Here is a 20,122-nt window from a genome sequence, read left to right as displayed (position 1 = left end):
ATACTTTTTATTATTCTTCGATCCAATTAAAAACAAAATTAGTCCGACAGATATCGGACTAATTTTAAATATTATATCAACTCATTGCATCAATTCTCTGGAATGTTTTGAATTTTATATCGCAAGTGGAGAGTCTTTTGTCAGTACCGGCCAAACTCCGGGACTAGGAAAACTAATTCCTTTATTTGAACCTCTTACACTGGCATCTTGTCCAAAATAATACAAAGGCCATCCGTTGTAAGTCAATTGAGATTTACCAAATACAGTAATAACACTAAATTTAGATTTGTCAAGAACAGAAGGAACGACAATTTTATCTGTTTCATATATTGGCCAAACAGCATTGTTTGAAAAATCGGCTTTTGTGTAATTGTTTTTGTTGAAATTATCAAACTTAAAAGCATACAATGTTAATCCTTTTGCATCTGTAAAGTAGGTGGTTAAACCATCACCAACCGTGTAATCTGATTTGTAATTTTTGCCATCATGGCCTACAAGCTGGCTTCTTACAATCATAATGGAATAATCTGGTTTTGCAATAAACCAAACACCACCAACTCCGTCTCCGGTCGTTTTACCGGCAGCTTCTGCTGTATTGGTTCCGTTAACATTTGGTGCATAATAGTACAATGGCCATCCCTTATAGGTTACTTGTTTTTTGCCGGATGTAGTGGTTATAGTAGCAAAGTCTGAGAATGTTAATCCTGCACCCAATTTATCAGCGCTTAGATTATCTAAATAAAATGGAGGCCAAACCAGTTCGCATCCTCCCGTACAGGTTACCTGGTCTTTTGCATCTGTTGAAAAAAAGTATAAAGATCTTCCATCCTTATCTGTGAGATAAGAACCTAATGTAGTACTTGTAGAAAGTGAAATCTCTTTTTTAACTTCCGGAGTTGGAGTTTCATTATTGTCATTACTACAGCTTAAGAAAAATGTTGTTACTGCAAATACACTTAAAGCGACTTTAATTTGTTTTAATTTCATGTTTTTTAAATTTAGTTTGTATTAAAAGGGGAAAAAATATACATTACCAGTTTTGGTAAATTCGTTTATTATAATAATTGTATAAGGGAGAAGTTGTGCTAGCTTTTATGAGCATTTTCTTCAATAATAAGATCTTTATTTTTACGAACTGTTATAAAAAAATTGGCCTTATGGCCAGATATCACTTTTTTTTAGGGAAGTCATGTTTTATTCTTTTAGGATTCAATAGTAAAACAGCCTTAACATAAACTACCCTACCAAAGAATTATTATTTTATAAAAAGGAAGAATGGGATTTTTTATAATTCCGTATAAATAGCTTTAGAGAGAAACACTAAAGCTCACATTTGAAGCCCTTTGCCAGTAATTTATAAGAAAAAATAAATATATTTGAATAGAATAATCCGAAAAGATGTTATTGGACTCAAAGAATTTAAAATAAAAAATGGCTGCTAACAGCAAACAATTGTATGGCTTGGGTTTCCCTACTCTACAAATAGATTGTCACTACTTTGTAGCGGGTATATACAAGTTAGTGATCAGACTATGACCAACCTCAAGACCAGACAATATAAATGAATGACAGATATGAATTCAGCGACTTTCCCAATTTTGACAACTGTAAAGATTAACTCTCAGACAATTATCAATTGACGACCAGCAAGATATTTTTGCTTTGCGTTCTGACCCAAAAATTAACAAATTCCTGGGCAGACCACTATGCAAGACAAACGAAGAAGCAATAAATTTTATCAACAAGGTAATAATTCATCATTTTAACTCAACAAATGAAAATTAGGCAAACCAGATATATTAAATTAAACTGCTCATTGGTTCTATTTAGCATTTTATTGTTTAATGCTAAGATTTCTCATGCACAAACTACTACTGAAAAAGTAAAGAAATATCTGCTTGAAGAAATGGAAAAGCAGCACATACCGGGGCTTCAAATTGTCGTCATGAGTAATGATAAAATTGTTTTATCTGAGGCCCTTGGGAATGCTAATGTAGAATTCTCAGTACCCGTTACTAAAAGCACAATATTTTCAATAAATTCTATTGCGAAGGTATTTACAGGAACTGCCATTATGCAATTGGCAGAAGAAAATAAAATAGATATTGATAAACCCATTTCCGATTATCTTGACAGTTTACCGGCTAATTGGAGGTTTATTACTCTTAAACAGTTACTTAGCCATACATCAGGACTTCCGGATATAGAGGATAATCTCACTGGCGGACTTGTGGGCAACAAAGGAGAAGATACAGCCTGGAAAATTGTTCAAACAATGCCCCTGCAATTTCCAAAAGGAGAACAATTTAGCTATAACGCAACCAATTACCTTTTATTAGGAAGGATAATAGATAAATATAGTAAACTTCCATTTGAGCAATTCATACAAAAATATCAATTGGATATAGTTGGAATGAAACATACTATTTATGGAAATTCTTATGATGTAGTGAAAAATAAGGCTCCTACCTATTCGTATTATTACTTGGACAACAGCACTGGTGAATATGTCAAGAGTAATAAATTGGTACAGACATATGAGAAGTTTGCAAAAATACTAAGGGCAGATGCAGGGATGTTCAGTACAGCTGAAGAACTGGCTCACTGGATAATCGCCTTAAAATCTAAACGCCTTCTTAAAGATGAGAATAGCTTAAAAACTATGTGGACTCCGGTTAAACTAAATAATGGACAGCTTGGGGGTTTTGGCGGTATTTTAAACGGATATGCATTAGGATGGCCTGTTGTAGAAAGAAAACAACATCCTGCTGTTGCTCCAATTGGAGGAGGACGGGCGGCATTTTTTATCTATCCAGAGGATCATTTGTCAATTATTTTATTGACAAATTTGACAGGTTGTTCACCTGAAGAGTTAATTGATAAAATTGCTGAAATTTACTTTAAAAATTAAGGCTGCACATAATACTTGTTGCAAAAAAATTGGACAATTGGCTTAATTTAGTCACAACCGCTGTAGTTCCGGAGCGTTGTGCATCAGCTTGAAACCATGTTAAATTACACCTAATAACATTTAATTTATAAATAGAATGAATAAATATTTAGAACCAATAATAACGTTTGAATAAAGATTAGCCTGCAGACTGCCTGTTCCTTGAAGTCTCAAAAACGTAAATATCATTATAAGTTATGTGCTGTCATACTCAGCTCTCTGCAGTATTCTTATCAACGAAAAAATTTAGTTATTTGCGAAAATTTTCTTAAGCGCTAATTTCAAGCTTATATCCTTTACCGCGTATCACAACAATTTTGATGTTCGGATCAAGTTCCAGTTTTTTTCTAAGTTTTGATATGAACATATCGAGACTGCGGCCTACTATAACACCGTCATCTTCCCAAATCTCTTTTTGCAGTCGGCTTCTCTCTATGGTCTCGTTGGGAGATAATGCGAAAATGAGCAATACACGGGTTTCCGTTCCTGTCAGATCTATTGTCTTTTCATTTATGATGAGTTTTCGATACTTTGCATCGAACAGTACCGAGCCCAAAGTGAACATACGAGTATCCTTATCGTCAGGTAAAGTTTTTCGTGGCTTAGCAGATCTCAAAAAAATAAATCCAACAAATGCTAAAAATGAAAAGCCACCCAGAAGATATCCGGTCTTTGCTGTATTTATGCCTGTCGGTTTGAATTTAACGTTAATCATATAACATGCTGGGGGCTGCTTTCTTCCAATACAAGTTACAATATCATCTTTTTTATTTTTGGATATAGCGTATCCATAAGCAACACTGGAGTTGCCACAGTTCAGGACGTTAACAACATAATCACATGCGAGCGGGTCTTTAGCCAACAAACGCCGGGTAATATTCACCAGCGAGTCCGGTTGAAAAGTCAGATCATTCTCAAATCTGATCTGATACTGATTTTCAGCGATCTTTTTTACTGGAAGTACTCTCGATGTACTGTCACCCGACTGTAAAAGCAGTTCATGTCCAATTCTGCGCAGCAAAACTTCCCTTCTTGAAATATTAAAATCCTCGCTATCCTCCATGAAAGCCACACAGATTACAGAGATAAATGAGAGTACTAATAATCCTAGCAGGTATTTTCGTTTTCCTGAAAGCAGATTTCGAATAAGATGCATAGTGTCAAGTTTTTATTTACAAAGTTTACATTTTTATTTACAATCCAAATCCCTAAAGCCGAAAAATATCAAATTAATTTTGCTGAATCGATTTTGATAGCCTATGAAAAATTAAAGTATGTCTTATCCGATCTGACTTATCAAGAGAATCTATATAATTTAATAAACCCACAAAACTATGAAAAAAGTAATTTATGCGCTGATGTTATCACTGGTTGTGATGAGCGGACTAGTATTTAGCTTCGCTCCGTTCGCCTACGGCTCGGGTGCTAATCGTGAAATCAAGAATGAAACTTTTAAAAAGTCGTCCCCAAAGCCGCTTTCTGCTGCTGAAAGGAAAGCCGAAATGAAGAAATGGGAGGCTACCGCTGATGGTATACGGTTCAAAAAATGGGAAGCATCTCCCCGAGGTAAAAAAGTGTATGCCGCTGAAGCTAAAATAAGAAAGCAGATAAGTGCTTTTACCAATATTGAGGGAGTTGTAACCTCTCTTTCTCTTCCGCCGGGATCAAGATTAGGTTTCGGAGTGATGGCCAGGATTAATGATGACGATTATATTGTAAAATTTGAGCCGGAAAAGTCTCAACTTAAGCAATTGCATAGCCTGAAAGTTAACGACAAAATAATTATAAAAAGCCATAACGTATCGCACGCGCCCAAGTATTCATATCCAATAGTATCGTGCGATTATGCAGAACGAGATAATAAAGTGATTTTTAAACGTGTTCCCCGCAAAGGCGGCTGTTGAGTAAATAAATTACGAAATACATACACTTAGTTGTTGATGCTTGTTTTTCACACTTCCTGCATTACTGACTTTAAAAGCGCGTCGATCTGAAATAATGTGTGTTGCTGATTTTAAAATCTGTCAATTATTATTAATCAATATAAATTTCTATAGTATGAAAAACAAGTTATCAATCACTTACTTAATTTTAATTATCGCTCCTTTCTTCTTGTGTTGCCGTGGACCTGTAAAAGAGGAAAATAAAAATAATATATCGGCAAGCTCCATATCCCGTGGATATGCAGGGAATGAAAAATATGTTATAATAGACACGAAGGAAAGTGTTGTAACATGGAAAGGTTCCATGCTAATTGGTTCAAACAATCATACAGGATATGTCCATATATCAAAAGGAGGATTGATGATTGAAAACAGTCAGCTTATGGGTGGTGCAGCTGAAATTGACATGAATACAATTGAAGATGAAACCCATAGGAGTAACAGTGGACTTATTATGCACTTAAAAGATCCTGATTTTTTTGATGTTAAATGTTGAGAATAAAAAAGTTACCGGAAACCTAACGATTAAAGGTATCACACATCCAATTACTTTTCCAGCGAAAATGGAAGTTAAGGACGGAATTGTCAAAATGAATGGCAAGTTGGTCATTGATCGGACAAAATGGGATATCCGTTATATGTCAGGAAAATTCTATGATGTTTTAGCTGATCAGACTATATCGGATTCCATTGAATTCCATATTAAGATCGTAGCAAAAAACAAACACCTGAATCCATAAAAGACTTTAACCCCTCTAGCGAAAGTCTTCCTGAAATAAAATAGAAAAGCCTGAGAGTTGCGTTCTCAGGCTTCTGACTTTTTTTTCTATTGGCTGAAACAGGTACACACCAATAAAGCTCTTTTATAACTTTTATTCAATCACGATGGACAAACTGAAAGTCTGAATTTTTTAAGACATATTAACATTTTCCAACTGATTTTCTAACTCTGACTGTAACACGTCCTTATATTTGGCAATCCCGATTCCTATTATAGGAATAGCTAATTTTCCAATAACTGAAGCAGCCTGTTTTTTACCTGTTTTAGCAAGGTATGCTGATAAAAGCAGGGAACCAATTGCTCCAATGAGTATATAACTGCCCGGCACATTTGCAATTTTACTTTCAATAAGTTCTCTGATGTCCTCAAGATTTTCCTGATTAATTAAGTTTTCCATAATTTTATTTATTAAGTGATCTTAGTACTTTAATAATTTAAAATTACAGAGTTATAGCTATTTTATTTTATATAATTGGAATAACTGCTTACATAATTAAGCGCAGTTGGCCTTTTACAGACAAAAAAAATATCCCTGTGCTTTTATTAATCTTTTACAAATTCTCACAAAACTTAATAGCGTTGAATTTATTTATCGCAAATAGGCAAGGCAAAAAAATAAGCATTCTTAATATTTTGGCAAAATACGGAAACACGTTATAGCCATCGTCAATTAAATCTATGTTAAAAGTGTTTATACGTTTTAATATTAGTTTGAAATTTGTATAACTGTTTAACTAATAAAAGATGACTATGGAAACGCAAATTATTGAACTGGAAAAAAAATATTGGCAGGGAATGGAAAATCATGATTATGAAACGGTAAAAAATCTTACTCGTTTTCCTTGTATAATCGCTGGTAAAAATGGTGTACAAAGTGTAGATGAAGCCAATTTTAAAAAAATGTTTGAGTCAGGTGACGGCAATAAAATAAAAGTGCTGAATTTTTCCGATACTGAAACACAATTAATTGGCCAGGATGGTGCTGTAATAGCATACCAGATAGAATTAGGAATAGCAGACGATAAACAAAAAGCACCTATGAAATGTGCCTGCACTTCTACCTGGACTAAAGAAAACAATAATTGGGTTTGTGTACTTCATACCGAAGCTGAGTTATCCAAGCAATAGATTGCAAAAACATTTTATAGCAACGCCCATAATGCGCGAACGTCTTCTTCTGACTTCGCGCATTTTATATTCTCATAAATTCTAATCTGATAAAATATTATAAAAGTCTCCTGGTTTTAAACGACAGTTATAAGAGAAGTTCTTTTTTAGGATACCATTCTAAAATATTTATACTATTATCTTATTACTATTAGAGTAGCAGATAAATATTCTTTGATAATTTTTAATCTTTTTTGGTTATTTTTGAAAATATATAAAACGAAACAAACTTTCCTGTATACGTTCAAGTCCTGGCAGATCATCTACACAAAGTAATGAATATTGAATAAGTTATAGATAATTGTGCCTAATTTCGCAAAAACCCAACTGAAAATTTAAAATGTTAATATGGCATTTAGCGAGGAAACATTAGATCGAATTCGAAAAGTACTACTATCAAAAGATGTGGATTTCCATGAGAAGAAAATGTTCATGGGTGTTTGCATAATGGTAGAGGATAAAATGTGTTGCGGAACCCATATTTCAAAAGAAACGAAAGAAGATCTTCTGTTTTGCCGAATAAGCGATGAAGATTATTTGGAAGCTGTAAAACGTGATGATGTTTTACCAATGAAAATGGGCGAAAGAGTAATGAAAAATTACATTTATGTTTTAGAGGAAGGTTTCAAAAGCACCAAAGACCTGGACAATTGGCTCCAATTGTGTTTGAATTATAATCCTAAAGCTAAGTCCGGTAAAAGAAAAAACACCCGCCGGTAACCGGCTAAACTTCATGTAACGCCTTGCTGACGAAACGATAATCCCAAGTATTTAAATGGCTCAAAACTGATACTTTCTTTATTAAAAAAAAATACTATTTTTAACAAACCTTCATTTTTTTTTAATATGACCGATAAATCACAGCTCCGTAGTTCAATTTTCAGACACCTTGATGGCTTAGCTGTTGCTCCTGTAGCAATAGCACTGAAAAAAAATGCAGTTTTAGAATTTATCCTGGACAAAAAGCAAATACAATTAACACAGCTTGTAACTGTTTTCAAAGCAAATGAAGGCTATCTCAATGTTGGTTTGAGGATTTTAGCTTCTCAGGGCTTTTTAGATTACGAAGTCGATAACAAAACACAAGAAATTAAGATCTCAGTAAATGAAAAGACAGAAATAGCTTTTTCAATGTTTCATCTCTATGAAGATGTTGTTAATTTACTTCAATTCTCTATCCAGTTTCATACACGTATTTTTGACGATGTCCCTTTTGAAAAACTCAATATCATTTTTGAAAAATATAAAAAAAGATACGGAATTGAACACTCTAATGATGTACTTACAAACACAATTCAGGATCAGATTTTAAAACATATAGAAGGTTATTTGATCGGGCCAACAATAGTGCGTTTGGCAATGAACGGCATGTTCCACAAATATTTTATGGAGACTTCTTTCAGGCCGGAAGAATTTCATAAATCTCCTGAAAATTTTAAAAAAATATTGGACTTTTTTGTACATCTTGGATGGTTTTTGGAAAAAAATGGCAACTATCAATTTACAGAAGTAGGTTTGTTTTTTGCAAAAAGAGCCAGTGCCTATGGTGTTACAGTTTCTTATTTACCAACATTTGCCAAAATTGAAGAACTGATTTTTGGTGATCCGGCAATCTTAAGAATGATAGCCGATGGCGAGAATGAAATTCATGTTGATCGCGAAATGAATGTATGGGGAAGCGGCGGTGCCCATGACACTTATTTTAAAGTTGTAGATGAAATTATCATTAGGCTTTTTAATTTACCAATTGAAGAGCAGCCAAAAGGAATCCTGGATATGGGTTGTGGTAATGGTGCTTTCCTCCAACACATTTTTGAAGTAATCGACAGGCAGACCCTAAGAGGCAAAATGCTCGATGAATATCCATTGTTTTTGGTGGGAGCCGATTATAATCAGGCTGCCCTGAAAGTAACCAGAGCCAATCTTATAAAAGCAGATATTTGGGCAAAAGTAATTTGGGGAGATATTGGACGCCCGGATGTGCTTTCGGATGACTTGAAAGAAAATTATAATATTGACCTGAAAGATTTGCTTAACGTCAGAACTTTTTTAGATCACAATCGAATCTGGAAAGATCCGAAAAACATTGACAAAGACAGGATCAGTAAATCTACCGGTTCATTTGTCTATAGAGGAAAAAGAATCAGTAACAACCTTGTAGAAGATAATCTCCTGGAACATTTAAAAAAATGGTCTCCCTATGTCAGTAAATTTGGTTTGCTTTTAATTGAATTACATACCATAAATCCAAAACTGGCAGCCAGTAATTTAGGAAAAACGCCTGCAACAGCCTATGATGCCACACATGGTTTTTCCGACCAATATATCATTGAAATAGAGGTCTTTAATAATATTGCTGCCGAAGCCGGATTATTCCCGGATAAATCAGTTTTTAAACGATTTCCGGAAGCTGATATAGCCACGGTAAGTATCAATTTATTGAAAGGAAACTAAATATCAATAATTCAGTTACAACAAAACCATCTTTGGTATTGATTAAAGAAAACAATAAAGGTAACAGGCTTAGGAAAAATGGTTTGTATTTGGCGATAACACTGTATTACATTGTAATAGCCGCATAACTACATTTATTACTCCTGACCTGCTATAAAAAAATAAGAAAATATGATGACAGAAAGTAATAACACAGACCCTTTTTTTTCTCTTTCAACTATGGCAAATGACGTAAAGAAAGTGTTGGAACTTTTTCCTGTTGACAAACTAAACTGGAAACCTAATTCCTGGGAAGGCAATCCCGGCGAGAATTTTTCTGCAATAGAACAGATTTGTCATTTAAGAGATATTGAAACGGATGGATACCATCATAGAATTCAGTCTATGCTCAGAGAAAATGCTCCTGACTTATCTTCAATAGACGGATACGAATTAGCAATACAACGAGATTATAAAAACAGCAGCCTGACGGAAGTTATTTCTGAGTTTTGTCTTGCCAGAGAAAAGACAATAATAATGATTAGCAATATCGAAAGTAGTCATTGGGATAGAATTGGCTTTTTTCAAGGCTATGGCAACATAACACTGAAAGCATTAATTCATTTTCTTTGCAGCCATGACTTTGAACATCTTGCTTCGTTAAGGTGGCTTTTGGGGAAAATAGAAGGGGACAAAGCATCAATCTAACAGTATTTATTCTATTAAAACTTTGGAAATCGAACCCATACTTGATTGCAATAGGAAGCACTTAATCAACTTTGATAAGATAACTTAAAAACTCTACGATATGACAATTAGAAAATTTAGCCTCGCGTTGATGATTATTCTAGCTTTTTCACTTGGATATTCATTCAAAACATACACTTCACAAAATCAAAACCCAATTCGAAAAGTAACCGGAATAGGCGGAATTTTTTTTAAGTGCAAAGATCCAAAAAAACTGAGAGAATGGTATAAAACTAATCTTGGATTGAACACTAACCAATATGGAACTGTTTTCGAATGGCGGCAAGCTATTGATTCTACAAAAAAAGGATATACCCAATGGAGCCCGTTCTCAGAAAAGACTAAGTATTTTGAACCTTCAGCCAAAGATTTTATGATTAATTACAGGGTCGAAAATTTATCGGCCTTAGTAGAACAATTAAAGAAAGACGGGGTAACGATCACAGACGAAATTGAAACCGCTGAGTATGGCAAATTTGTTCACATATTAGATTTAGAAGGAAATAAAATTGAATTGTGGGAACCAAATGACGTGGAATATGAAAAATTAGGGAAGAAAATGGGAAGTATAACAACGAAATAATTAGACGATTAAAGTATATTTGGCTAATTCACATAAAACGTGACTAAATTATAAAAGTATGAAAAGAACCTTTTTAGCGACAATACTTGCTGTTTTTAGCTTTGCTACTTCTTTTGGACAAAATGCTGACAGGCAATGGTTCAATCAAAATTATGCTAATGATGAAAAAGAGTATCACAATCTTGACATCCGCTTACCCGATGCAGAGAAACCTGCTTATAAAGCAATAATTGTAATATACGGCAGCGCATGGTTTGGTAATAACCTGAAACAAACAGCTTTCGAAACTATGGGGAAACAGCTTCTCGAAAGTGGTTTTGCGGTTATAACTATCAACCACAGGGCAAGTTCAGATGCTGCTTATCCGGCTCAAATCAATGATGTTAAAGCTGCTGTTCGGTTTGTAAGGGCAAATGCCGTTAAATACAAAATTGATGCTTCATTCATTGGTATTACAGGTTATTCTTCAGGCGGGCATCTTGCCTCATTGGCAGGGACATCAAATGCTGTTAAAAAATTTACAGTAGGCAAAAAAACAGTTGATATTGAAGGTAATATAGGAAACCATACCTCTGTTAGCAGTTCTGTAAATGCCGTAGTCGACTGGTTTGGCCCTATTGATATGGCTCTCATGAATGAATGCAAAAGCCCCAAAGACAAAAATTCTCCCGAAGCTGCTCTTATCAAAGGCAATCCGGCAGATAACCCTGATATGATAGCGCTTCTTAATCCTGTCACTTTCATTGACAAAACAGATCCTCAATTTATAGTAATTCATGGCGAGGCCGATAACGTTGTACCCTATTGTCAAAGCAAACTTTTTGCCAAAGCATTAAAAGAAAAAGGTTTATTAACCGAGTTTATTTCTATACCCGAAGGCCAGCATGGACCCGTTACATTCAATGAAAGTACTTTTAAAAAAATGACTGATTTCTTCCTGAAAGAAGCCGAAAAAAAATAATAGCAACATACCAGTATATTCATCCGTTCCCCAAAACCTTCCTGAAATAACAAAACTTAAAAATCAGGATAAATTGTTAGTATTCCTGTACGAAGTCAGAAGACCTCCTACCCTTTCTACATTTGGCCTTTCGAGATAAAAAAATTTATCGCATAAAGCCCCCTTTAATGCTTATAACCATTTTGTTTCAAATATAAATTGTTACAGTATTTGGATTTGTGCAGGTAAAATATTTATCTTTGTCACTAAGATATTTAGACAATGAGCAAAAAATCAGCCGACACTATCATCCAACAGTTTAGAATGGCAAGCCGACAATATTCTGATGCTTCAATTTTTATGCACGAAGCAATCGCACGAAAAGCAAAACTAACTGGTTCCGACCACAAGTATCTGGGACTTATACTTCAACACAAAGAATTGACGGCAGGTGATCTCTCAAAACTGACAGGTTTAACAACCGGTGCAGTAACCGGTCTAATTGATCGTTTGGAGAAAAAAAAGCTTTTAAAAAGACAATTCACCAAAGATGACAGGCGAAAAGTAATTATTGTGCCAAATGTGGAAAATAGTATGCAGCTATTACAACCGCTTTTTAGTGAACTGCAACAAAGAACGGCAGACCTTATTGCTTCTTTTTCTATAACAGAAATACAAGCTATAGAACGTTATTTTGTTGAAGCAACTACTATAATGAAAGAAATAACCAATAATATCAACATCAAACAAAATGACTAAAATGGAAAATATAACAACAAGCTATCTGACAAGAGCCGAAATATGGCTTTGTATCACAACGCTAATTTACTTTTTAATGAATGGTGCACAGATTTTTGAAACCCTTATTCTTGTTCCCAAGTGGGCAGCCTCCCCGCCAAACAACTTCAGCCTCTTATTAGACGGACGTGGGGTAAGCCTGAAAATATTTTGGATAGTTTTTCATTCACTGCACGAGATTACTTTTATACTTGCAATCATCTTCTGTTGGAAAATTGACCCGGTTAGAAATTGGCTCCTGATTTTATTTGCTATTCATTTTGCTGTCAGGGTTTGGACACTTTCCTATTTTGCACCTAACATTATTGATTTTCAAAAAATAGCCGAAATGCCATCTCTTGCAAAAGATCTGATAAACCGAACTTCACTTTGGCAGACACTCAATTACATTAGAGTTGCGATTTTCATTGCAATATCATTAGGACTTATACCTTTGTGTATTAAGCTATTCAACTTGCAACATTAACAAAAGATATTGAACAGATAAAAAGAAAGCAGCTAATTTCTATATTTAAAGAAAAAAAATGCAAGATTGCTAAATAATTAAGAAATGAAGTCATTTGTGATTCATAATAAAAAAGAATTATTTTAGCAGAAGTGTATCATAAACTTTGGGAGTTACAGCAGACAATGGTTATACTTAACATTGCAAGAAAAATAAAAATAAACGAAATAATTTTACATTACTAATCAAAAAATAAAATTATGAATCCGAAAATGATATGGTCAAATTTGGCCGTAAGCGATTTAGACCGAACAACTAAATTTTATACTGAATTAGGGTTTAAGCCCAACGGTAAGTCTAATGAATTGACAAGTTTTCTTATTGGTAAAAATGATTTTGTGATGCACTTCTTTTTAAAAGATTTACTCAAAACAAGTATAAAAGGCGAAATAACCGACTCACATACAGCAAACGAAGTTATATTCACTCTTTCCGCTGAAAGCAGAAACCAAGTGGACAATTGGGCGAAAGAAGTTGAGAACGCAGGCGGGAAAATTTTTTCCGAACCCGAAGAATTTGGAAAAGAATATTACGGGTTTGTTTTTGCAGATCCTGACGGTCATAAATTTAATGTTTTTTACATGAAAGGTCTTTAAAGGTGAATAAAGAAGCACGAACAGCTAACACCCCACCTTTAAACTTATTTTTTTAATGAATAGAGAAGAAAAAATCAATCAGCTTCGTGAGAATACCGAATTTGATATTGTGATAATTGGCGGAGGAGCTACCGGACTCGGTTGTGCAGTTGATGCTGCCAGCCGTGGATATAAAACCCTGCTTTTGGAGAAGTACGATTTTGCTAAAGGAACTTCAAGCAGATCCACCAAATTAGTTCATGGCGGAGTAAGATATTTGGCGCAGGGCAATATTCATTTGGTTCGTGAAGCTTTGCTTGAACGTGGCCGAATGTTACGGAATGCACCCCATATTTGTCATAAATTAGGTTTTGTGGTACCGGTATATAAATGGTGGGACAAATGGTATTATGGTTTTGGTTTATGGATTTACGAGTTTTTATCGGCTAAATTCAGTTTGGGCAAAACAAAAACACTTTCTAAAGAAGAGACTTTAAAGCATTTGCCTGACCTGGATTCGACCCATTTAAAAGGAGGTGTCCTCTATTTTGACGGACAGTTTGATGACAGCCGACTGGCAATCAATCTGGCTCAAACAGCAATGCAGCATGGAGCTTTGGTATTAAATTATTGTGGTGTTGTTGATTTTATAAAAAAGGATGATCAGATAATTGGTTTAAGAGCAAAAGACGAATTATCAAATCAGGAATATGTTATTAATTCGAAAACTATAGTTAATGCTACCGGTGTTTTTGCAGATGCGTTATTACAAAAGGCAGAAGAACATGAAGAAATAACAATCGCACCTTCGCAAGGGATTCATCTTGTACTCAATAAGTCCTATTTTGAAGGTTTATCAGCTATGCTGATTCCAAAAACTTCTGATGGCAGGGTTTTATTTGTGATTCCCTGGCATGATAAAGTAGTGTTGGGTACTACTGATACCCCCGTTAAAGAGATAGCCTTAGAGCCAAAACCCTTGGAAGAAGAAATACATTTTATTATTAACCACTTTAATAAATATACAAAGCATAAAATTGATTATGCTGATGTTAATAGTGTTTACGTGGGTTTGCGTCCGTTGGTTAAAGCCGGTTCTGGGAAAAAGACCGCTTTGTTATCCAGGGAACATATTATTAAAGTACTTCCCTCCGGTTTGATTCACGTAGCAGGAGGCAAATGGACTACTTACAGAAATATGGCCGAACAAACCGTCAATAAGGCAATACAGGTTTCGGATTTGAAATATGTTCGCTGCAAAACGAGGCGTTTGAAAATTCATGGTTTTACAAATGCCAAAATCAATTCGCATTTGGCCGTTTATGGTTCTGATGCAAATTTGATTCAACAAATGATTACTGCAGATATTTCTTTATCTGAAAAAATCCATCCTTCGTATCCTTATACAAAAGCGGAAGTAGTCTGGGCCGTAAAAAACGAAATGGCTCTAACCATTGAAGATGTTTTGGCAAGAAGAATCAGGCTGCTTTTTCTTGATGCAGGAGCAGCAATAGAAACTGCAGCAGTTGTTGCCGAAATTATAGCATCCTTATTAGGAAAAGATATCGAATGGCAGAAAGAACAAGTAATCACTTTTCAAAAATTAGCTCAGGGTTATTTGTTACGATAAGCTATAAAAAAACTATTCTCATTTGAAACCGGAAACAAAAAAACGTTCTTACTTTTGATAGTCTCAATTTAAAAGTTTAAAACAATGAATTGCCTTCTGCTTTAGCTGGAGGGTTTTAAAGATTTCCTGATAGAGGCTTTAGCCAAATACGCATTTTTAGGCTAAAGCCGATTTTCTTTTCTAAATTATTAACCTCCTAAAGCAGGAGGCTATCCAAATCACAGTCACCATTTCCTCTCCGGAAAAAACGAATTAAAAAAGGAGATTATTTGTATATGCCACCCGGAAGCACTCATTCTGTGTTTTCTAAAACGGATGTGTTTTGCTGTTTAGGATTCCTGAGGAAGTGCTAATATTGAAGTGATTGATTACTTAAATTTGAAACTTTTGAAAACATTGTTTTTGAAGTTTTTTTTTGTTTAAATGAAACTTATAAATATGAATTATTACAAATCTCCATTAATAAAAAATTCTCTTAGTAGTTTGTAAGAAATAATAAATATATTTGAAAAAGAATAATACGAAACAATCTTTCGTATATGCACCTAAATTTAGGTAGATTGGCGAAGGTTTGTTTCGCATATATACAAGTTGGCAACTATTTTACACCAAAATATGACACCAAAAGACATTCAGAAAATTAAAGAATCAATTCGATTAAATAGAGAAACGGAAAATCTAAATAGAGATTCTCTTTCTGATGCAGTAGATTTAGTAAACTCAATTATTACCCAAAAAGAATATAATAATGCCTCAACCATAACTATTGATGATGTTGAGTTTACAGATAATTTTTTTAAAGATAAATCTATTCCAAATAGAAGCGTTATAGAAACTGTAAATGCTGATGGAAAAAATATAACTCAAATAAATTTAGATTTTTTTCAAACTTCAAAATTATCTAACATATTATTTGATATCTATTATCCAAAACCAACGGAAAAGTTATTTTATCATTATACAAAAATATCAGCATTAAGTAATATTTTAAAAGGAAATCTCAAACTAAACTCATTAATAAGAAATGACAATTATGAAGAATTTCAAACTTTCTACACTGACCACAATATATTAGGTTATTTTGAAAATATTGATGAAGATGGAAACAATATGAAAGATGTACTAATGAAAGAAATATATACTTTTTGTATGGCTTCAAAAGACAATCTAAATGTTGAAAATGAAAATAGTTTATGGAATTCCTTTGGAGATAATAAAAGTGGTGTTAGAATAGAATTTGAAGTTGAAACAAACCATTCAGATTTTAGAAAAATATATTACAAAGACAGAAATTTCAAAGTAGAAAATCTTTTAATAAAAAAGTTAAATATAAACATTGAAAATAGATTTAATAGACATTTATTTATTCGTGGAGTTTCCAAAATAGGCATGTTCTATTTACCAGGTTCTTATAAAATTGAAAATGAGGTTAGATTTGCAATCAAAAAGCATACTGACGATTACACGTTTGAATTTTCCGATAATGTTGAATCTATTCTTTTACCATTTAACAGTAAATATGCAAACTTTAAAATTAATAAAATTAAAATAGGAGAAAATTGCACAGAAGAACAAATTCAAGAAATTAAATCTTTACTAAAGAAAAATGATTATTCTGAAGATATAATTGAATAAAAAAAACAGTTGCCAACACACGCTACAAGCAATTTGGGTATTAGGCTTAATGGAAAAATTGGTTTGTATTTGGGAGATTTAGCAAATCCGAATAATCGGCTTAATTTAATCCCAAACTGCTTGTAGCGCGAGAACGTTATAAAAAGTATAATACCAAATTTAGAAATTAATGAAAATTTGTATTTACATTTCTTAATAGCAACACGAAAGAAAACTGAAAAGAATGACAATGAAAATATATCAACTTGGATTGCTGTTGACAATAGTAAAAAAGAATTAGACCAACTAAATAGAAAATACTGCTTATAACAGCTACAACGGCTTTGGGCAATTGGCTTAATAGAAAGATGGTTTTGTATTTGGGATGATTTGGCAAATTCGAAAAAATCTTATCAGATCATTCATGACAAATAGCTAACAAAGCAATCTATAATTTTATATGGACATAAAAGAACAAATCAAAGAGTATATTACTGGTCAACCTGAACTAAAACGCAGCGACATGCAAGAATTACACCGCATCATTCTGGAAGTAATGCCGGCATGTAAATTATGGTTCCTGGATGGTAAAAACAGTGAAAATAAAACTGTTTCTAATCCTAATATAGGATATGGGCTTCACACCATAAAATATGCTGATGGAAAAACCAGAGAGTTTTATCAAATTGGTATGAGCGCAAACAAAACCGGAATCTCTGTTTATATCCTTGGTATTAATGATAAGCAATACTTAGCCAAAACGTATGGAAATAAAATAGGCAAGGCAGACGTGACCGGATATTGTATTAAGTTCAAAACACTGAAAGATATAAACATTGAAATACTTAAAGCGGCAATACAACACGGGTTTGAGGCACAGAATGAAATAATCTGATAAAGAATAGAAAACAAAAGAGTGTCCCTTAAGAACACTCTTTCAAATTTTAAGACGAAACTAATAAATACTTTATGATAAATTATTTTCCCCAGAACTCGTCTTCAACATCCTGATCTTCTGAAAATAACCAAACCTGAACAATTTTACCATCTGTCACTTCGAACAAATCATTGCCATTCATTTCTATAGTTTTATTACCACTTTTTGCACTAAATTGTACAGGACTAGAGACAAAGCTTCCATTGACCATTAACGGAGCTGTTGGCTTAATAACCAATGAACCTTGTGCTGTACCCATCATATCAGACAGCAACTTGCCAATAGCTTCAAGACCATTTTGTGTTCCTGAAAACTTGTTTTTTCCCGGCTGATGCCATTTTGCGTCTGGACTGAAATACGAAAATGCTGTTGGAATATCTCCTTTTCCAAGTGCTCTTGAATAAGCCTCTACTACTTCTTTTGCTGTCATTTTATTATTGTTTATTTATTAAAAACCATTTTTTTGTGGATTATACCCACTTACAATATTAATTTTAACCTTCAAATCTAATTTAGAACATCAAATTATTATTTGCACGTTCCTCCACCATTTGCATCATTGCATCCCAGTGTTCTACAAACTTGTTATTCTTGAGACGATAAATATCTATAAATCTCCATTCCTTTCCTGCCATTTCATAACGGGAATGAAGGATAACAGTATCATCTTCTGCAATAATATGCTTAAATTCAATTTTTTGCTTCTGCACTCCTTGTGAGACAAGCATTTTTATAAGTGCTTTTACTCCCCAGCTATTGTTGGGTTGTGTTGTACGAAATCCTTACTGACATAATCATCTATTGCAGTAATATCTAGGTCGCCAAAAATTCTTTGGTAAGCTGTGATTGCTATTTGCCTGTTTTTTTCTTCTTGCTCCATAGTATTCTAACTTATTTGATTATTTGTTGTACAAAGTAATGATGTTTCTTACTTTTGTACAAGTACCTACAAATAAGTATGGTACTTACTTATTAGTTAGAATAATTGATTATCAATGGAAAAAAATATAAAAAAAATTTTTACTTCAGACGAGAATTGCCCCGTTAGGAAATCTTTAGGGTTACTTAGCGGCAAATGGACATTATTGATTTTGTTTCAAATAAACGAAAGAGTAATCCGATATGGAGAATTAAAAAGGGCCATTCCGGGTATTAGCGAAAAAATGTTAATTCAGGAATTAAATTTTTTGGTTGAAAACAAATTAGTATCAAAAAAAGCATATCCGGAAATTCCGCCCAGAGTAGAATACAGCTTAACAGAGCTTGGATTAAAGACGTTGCCAATTGCTGATACACTGGCATCATTTGGTTTAGAAAATTTGATATAAGAATTTCTTATCACCCACTTTCCGAAAGCTATTCGAACCTTGTTTTTAAACTGCTTCTGTTTATCGTTGTCATTTTAAAGTCAGGAGAAAAAGTGGGAAATATTGAATACGCTCAAAAATTATAAAAATTGTCCTCTGGATTAAATAAACTACCTTTGCCAAAAACAAAAATGAACAAGGTCGGGCCAATTATTATAATTGAAGATGATTTAGATGATCAGGATATTTTAACCGATATTTTCAAAGAGCTTGATTATAAAAATGAAATCATCTTTTTTTCTGAAGGTGAAAAAGCATTAGAATATTTGACATCAACAGAAGTTGAGCCTTTTATAATTTTCTCTGATATAAACATGCCAAAGTTAAGTGGTATGGAACTTCGTGAAAAAATTCATGAAAACGAAGATTTAAGACTTAAATCAATTCCGTATTTGTTTTTTTCTACAAGCGCAGAACAGCAACATGTTGTAGATGCTTATTCCAAATCTATTCAGGGCTTTTTTGTTAAACCTTCAAACTATAACGAAATAAAACAAATAATTAAAACAATTGTAAGTTATTGGGAAGCATGTGTGTCGCCAAACTATGTGAAATAGCTCACTATTAAAACATACAAGACTTTTTAAGTTTTGCACTCACCGCGAAGTCTTCTGACTTTTGCGGTTTTTTTATACTGACTATAAAATATAATTTCAATTACTTCAAATCCTTCTTAATTACCAAATACTTCAAATCTGTTTTACCAACATTACTGATTCCATGTTCCATATTCGAAGGACAATAAAAACTGGTGTTTGGTCCTGCTGTTACAGTTTTTCCATCCAGATAGAATTGTGCAGTGCCTTCAAGGATATAAAAAAATTCTTCTTCGATATGATGGTGTGGCGCATGGGTTGATTTTCCCGGTTCAACGATACTCATTTTGAGTGTGTTTTCCTGAGTGAAATTTTTATCAGCAAACCAGTATTGGTAGCCTGCTTTGGTTTTGGTAGCTTTGTCTAATTCAAAGTGATTGACACAGTTTTCGATTGTATATTTTATATCTGTCGGATTCGTTTCTTTTTTTGCTTCCTGAGATTGTATCGATTGTGTGATCAGGGCAACAATCGCTATTTTGATAACTGATACTGGTTTCATTTTCTTTTTTTGTAATAATACAAAAAAATGCCTTTTGACTTAATCGAAGATTAA

Annotated in this window: 26 protein-coding genes; 19 read left to right on the top strand and 7 right to left on the bottom strand. The window is 33.6% G+C overall.

What is annotated here, in order from left to right; genetic code table 11:
• Nucleotides 1-114 precede the first annotated feature (114 nt).
• Entirely contained in the window at nt 115-987 is an 873-nt protein-coding gene (locus ACEN92_RS01440; RefSeq protein WP_495640593.1) for a COG4315 family predicted lipoprotein, read from the bottom strand.
• A gap of 675 nt (nt 988-1,662) precedes the next feature.
• On the opposite strand from ACEN92_RS01440, the gene ACEN92_RS01435 reads away from it, so the two are divergent.
• Nucleotides 1,663-1,785 (top strand): hypothetical protein, encoded by a 123-nt coding sequence (locus tag ACEN92_RS01435; protein WP_495640592.1) that lies wholly within the window; start codon nt 1,663-1,665, stop codon nt 1,783-1,785.
• A complete protein-coding gene (locus ACEN92_RS01430) occupies nt 1,775-2,911 on the top strand; it encodes a serine hydrolase domain-containing protein (protein ID WP_495640591.1) in 1,137 nt (378 codons plus the stop codon). Before ACEN92_RS01435 ends, ACEN92_RS01430 begins: the two co-directional genes overlap by 11 nt.
• Nucleotides 2,912-3,218: 307 nt before the next feature.
• Here the strand turns inward: ACEN92_RS01430 and ACEN92_RS01425 are convergent, their stop codons facing one another.
• The gene (locus ACEN92_RS01425) at nt 3,219-4,106 is read right to left on the bottom strand and encodes a winged helix-turn-helix domain-containing protein (RefSeq protein WP_495640590.1); all 888 of its coding nucleotides are present in this window, start codon (nt 4,104-4,106) and stop codon (nt 3,219-3,221) included.
• Nucleotides 4,107-4,326: 220 nt separating this feature from the next.
• Here ACEN92_RS01425 and ACEN92_RS01420 point away from each other — a divergent pair, with 220 nt between their 5' ends.
• The 3 genes from ACEN92_RS01420 to ACEN92_RS01410 all read left to right on the top strand — a co-directional run bounded on the left by ACEN92_RS01420 (nt 4,327) and on the right by ACEN92_RS01410 (nt 5,633).
• Nucleotides 4,327-4,854: a hypothetical protein gene (locus ACEN92_RS01420; protein WP_495640589.1), complete on the top strand. Its 528-nt coding sequence runs from the start codon at nt 4,327-4,329 to the stop codon at nt 4,852-4,854.
• 154 nt (nt 4,855-5,008) lie between these two features.
• Nucleotides 5,009-5,389, top strand: coding sequence for a hypothetical protein (locus ACEN92_RS01415; RefSeq protein ID WP_495640588.1), 381 nt, complete (start codon nt 5,009-5,011; stop codon nt 5,387-5,389).
• Nucleotides 5,376-5,633, top strand: coding sequence for a YceI family protein (locus ACEN92_RS01410; RefSeq protein ID WP_495642321.1), 258 nt, complete (start codon nt 5,376-5,378; stop codon nt 5,631-5,633). The genes ACEN92_RS01415 and ACEN92_RS01410 overlap by 14 nt, the downstream gene beginning before the upstream one ends.
• Before the next feature lie 171 nt (nt 5,634-5,804).
• On the opposite strand, the gene ACEN92_RS01405 is transcribed toward ACEN92_RS01410, so the two are convergent.
• The gene (locus ACEN92_RS01405) at nt 5,805-6,071 is read right to left on the bottom strand and encodes a hypothetical protein (protein WP_495640587.1); all 267 of its coding nucleotides are present in this window, start codon (nt 6,069-6,071) and stop codon (nt 5,805-5,807) included.
• A gap of 353 nt (nt 6,072-6,424) precedes the next feature.
• Between ACEN92_RS01405 and ACEN92_RS01400 the strand changes: the two genes are divergently transcribed.
• The 12 genes from ACEN92_RS01400 (at nt 6,425) to ACEN92_RS01345 (ending at nt 17,561) form a co-directional block, all read left to right on the top strand.
• On the top strand, nt 6,425-6,802 hold the full coding sequence (locus ACEN92_RS01400; RefSeq protein WP_495640586.1) for a nuclear transport factor 2 family protein: 378 nt from the start codon (nt 6,425-6,427) through the stop codon (nt 6,800-6,802).
• 387 nt (nt 6,803-7,189) lie between these two features.
• On the top strand, nt 7,190-7,561 hold the full coding sequence (locus tag ACEN92_RS01395; protein WP_495640585.1) for a TfoX/Sxy family protein: 372 nt from the start codon (nt 7,190-7,192) through the stop codon (nt 7,559-7,561).
• A gap of 126 nt (nt 7,562-7,687) precedes the next feature.
• Nucleotides 7,688-9,295, top strand: coding sequence for a class I SAM-dependent methyltransferase (locus ACEN92_RS01390; RefSeq protein ID WP_495640584.1), 1,608 nt, complete (start codon nt 7,688-7,690; stop codon nt 9,293-9,295).
• Between the two features lie 171 nt (nt 9,296-9,466).
• Nucleotides 9,467-9,982 carry a DinB family protein gene (locus ACEN92_RS01385; protein ID WP_495640583.1) on the top strand — a complete coding sequence of 172 codons (516 nt, stop codon included), beginning with the start codon at nt 9,467-9,469 and terminating at the stop codon, nt 9,980-9,982.
• Nucleotides 9,983-10,082: 100 nt separating this feature from the next.
• Nucleotides 10,083-10,604 (top strand): VOC family protein, encoded by a 522-nt coding sequence (locus tag ACEN92_RS01380; RefSeq protein ID WP_495640582.1) that lies wholly within the window; start codon nt 10,083-10,085, stop codon nt 10,602-10,604.
• 58 nt (nt 10,605-10,662) lie between these two features.
• Nucleotides 10,663-11,565 carry a prolyl oligopeptidase family serine peptidase gene (locus ACEN92_RS01375; protein WP_495640581.1) on the top strand — a complete coding sequence of 301 codons (903 nt, stop codon included), beginning with the start codon at nt 10,663-10,665 and terminating at the stop codon, nt 11,563-11,565.
• 261 nt (nt 11,566-11,826) lie between these two features.
• Nucleotides 11,827-12,303: a MarR family winged helix-turn-helix transcriptional regulator gene (locus ACEN92_RS01370; protein WP_495640580.1), complete on the top strand. Its 477-nt coding sequence runs from the start codon at nt 11,827-11,829 to the stop codon at nt 12,301-12,303.
• Nucleotide 12,304: 1 nt separating this feature from the next.
• The gene (locus tag ACEN92_RS01365; protein ID WP_495640579.1) at nt 12,305-12,808 is read left to right on the top strand and encodes a transposase; all 504 of its coding nucleotides are present in this window, start codon (nt 12,305-12,307) and stop codon (nt 12,806-12,808) included.
• Nucleotides 12,809-13,047: 239 nt separating this feature from the next.
• Nucleotides 13,048-13,443, top strand: a complete 396-nt coding sequence (locus ACEN92_RS01360) for a VOC family protein (RefSeq protein WP_495640578.1) — start codon at nt 13,048-13,050, stop codon at nt 13,441-13,443.
• 55 nt (nt 13,444-13,498) lie between these two features.
• A complete protein-coding gene (locus tag ACEN92_RS01355) occupies nt 13,499-15,052 on the top strand; it encodes a glycerol-3-phosphate dehydrogenase/oxidase (RefSeq protein ID WP_495640577.1) in 1,554 nt (517 codons plus the stop codon).
• A 615-nt stretch (nt 15,053-15,667) separates the two neighbouring features.
• Nucleotides 15,668-16,687 carry a hypothetical protein gene (locus ACEN92_RS01350; protein ID WP_495640576.1) on the top strand — a complete coding sequence of 340 codons (1,020 nt, stop codon included), beginning with the start codon at nt 15,668-15,670 and terminating at the stop codon, nt 16,685-16,687.
• A 439-nt stretch (nt 16,688-17,126) separates the two neighbouring features.
• Complete coding sequence (locus tag ACEN92_RS01345) at nt 17,127-17,561, top strand: DUF1801 domain-containing protein (RefSeq protein WP_495640575.1); 435 nt, start codon at nt 17,127-17,129, stop codon at nt 17,559-17,561.
• An 82-nt stretch (nt 17,562-17,643) separates the two neighbouring features.
• Here the strand turns inward: ACEN92_RS01345 and ACEN92_RS01340 are convergent, their stop codons facing one another.
• From ACEN92_RS01340 to ACEN92_RS01330, 3 genes are all read right to left on the bottom strand, one after another.
• Nucleotides 17,644-18,033, bottom strand: a complete 390-nt coding sequence (locus ACEN92_RS01340; protein ID WP_495640574.1) for a nuclear transport factor 2 family protein — start codon at nt 18,031-18,033, stop codon at nt 17,644-17,646.
• A gap of 82 nt (nt 18,034-18,115) precedes the next feature.
• The gene (locus ACEN92_RS01335) at nt 18,116-18,331 is read right to left on the bottom strand and encodes a nuclear transport factor 2 family protein (RefSeq protein WP_495640573.1); all 216 of its coding nucleotides are present in this window, start codon (nt 18,329-18,331) and stop codon (nt 18,116-18,118) included.
• Between the two features lie 14 nt (nt 18,332-18,345).
• On the bottom strand, nt 18,346-18,483 hold the full coding sequence (locus ACEN92_RS01330; protein WP_495640572.1) for a hypothetical protein: 138 nt from the start codon (nt 18,481-18,483) through the stop codon (nt 18,346-18,348).
• A gap of 115 nt (nt 18,484-18,598) precedes the next feature.
• Between ACEN92_RS01330 and ACEN92_RS01325 the strand changes: the two genes are divergently transcribed.
• Together ACEN92_RS01325 and ACEN92_RS01320 are read left to right on the top strand one after the other, a co-directional pair.
• Nucleotides 18,599-18,931 (top strand): winged helix-turn-helix transcriptional regulator, encoded by a 333-nt coding sequence (locus ACEN92_RS01325; protein WP_495640571.1) that lies wholly within the window; start codon nt 18,599-18,601, stop codon nt 18,929-18,931.
• A 170-nt stretch (nt 18,932-19,101) separates the two neighbouring features.
• The gene (locus ACEN92_RS01320; RefSeq protein WP_495640570.1) at nt 19,102-19,527 is read left to right on the top strand and encodes a response regulator; all 426 of its coding nucleotides are present in this window, start codon (nt 19,102-19,104) and stop codon (nt 19,525-19,527) included.
• A gap of 100 nt (nt 19,528-19,627) precedes the next feature.
• Here ACEN92_RS01320 and ACEN92_RS01315 read toward each other — a convergent pair whose 3' ends face one another.
• Nucleotides 19,628-20,068, bottom strand: coding sequence for a cupin domain-containing protein (locus tag ACEN92_RS01315; RefSeq protein ID WP_495640569.1), 441 nt, complete (start codon nt 20,066-20,068; stop codon nt 19,628-19,630).
• Between the last annotated feature and the right edge of the window lie 54 nt (nt 20,069-20,122).

It is taken from the genome of Flavobacterium sp. Flavsp81 (genome assembly GCF_059491325.1).
Note: the sequence above shows the minus strand (reverse complement) of the source record. Positions and strands in the feature narration are given on the sequence as shown.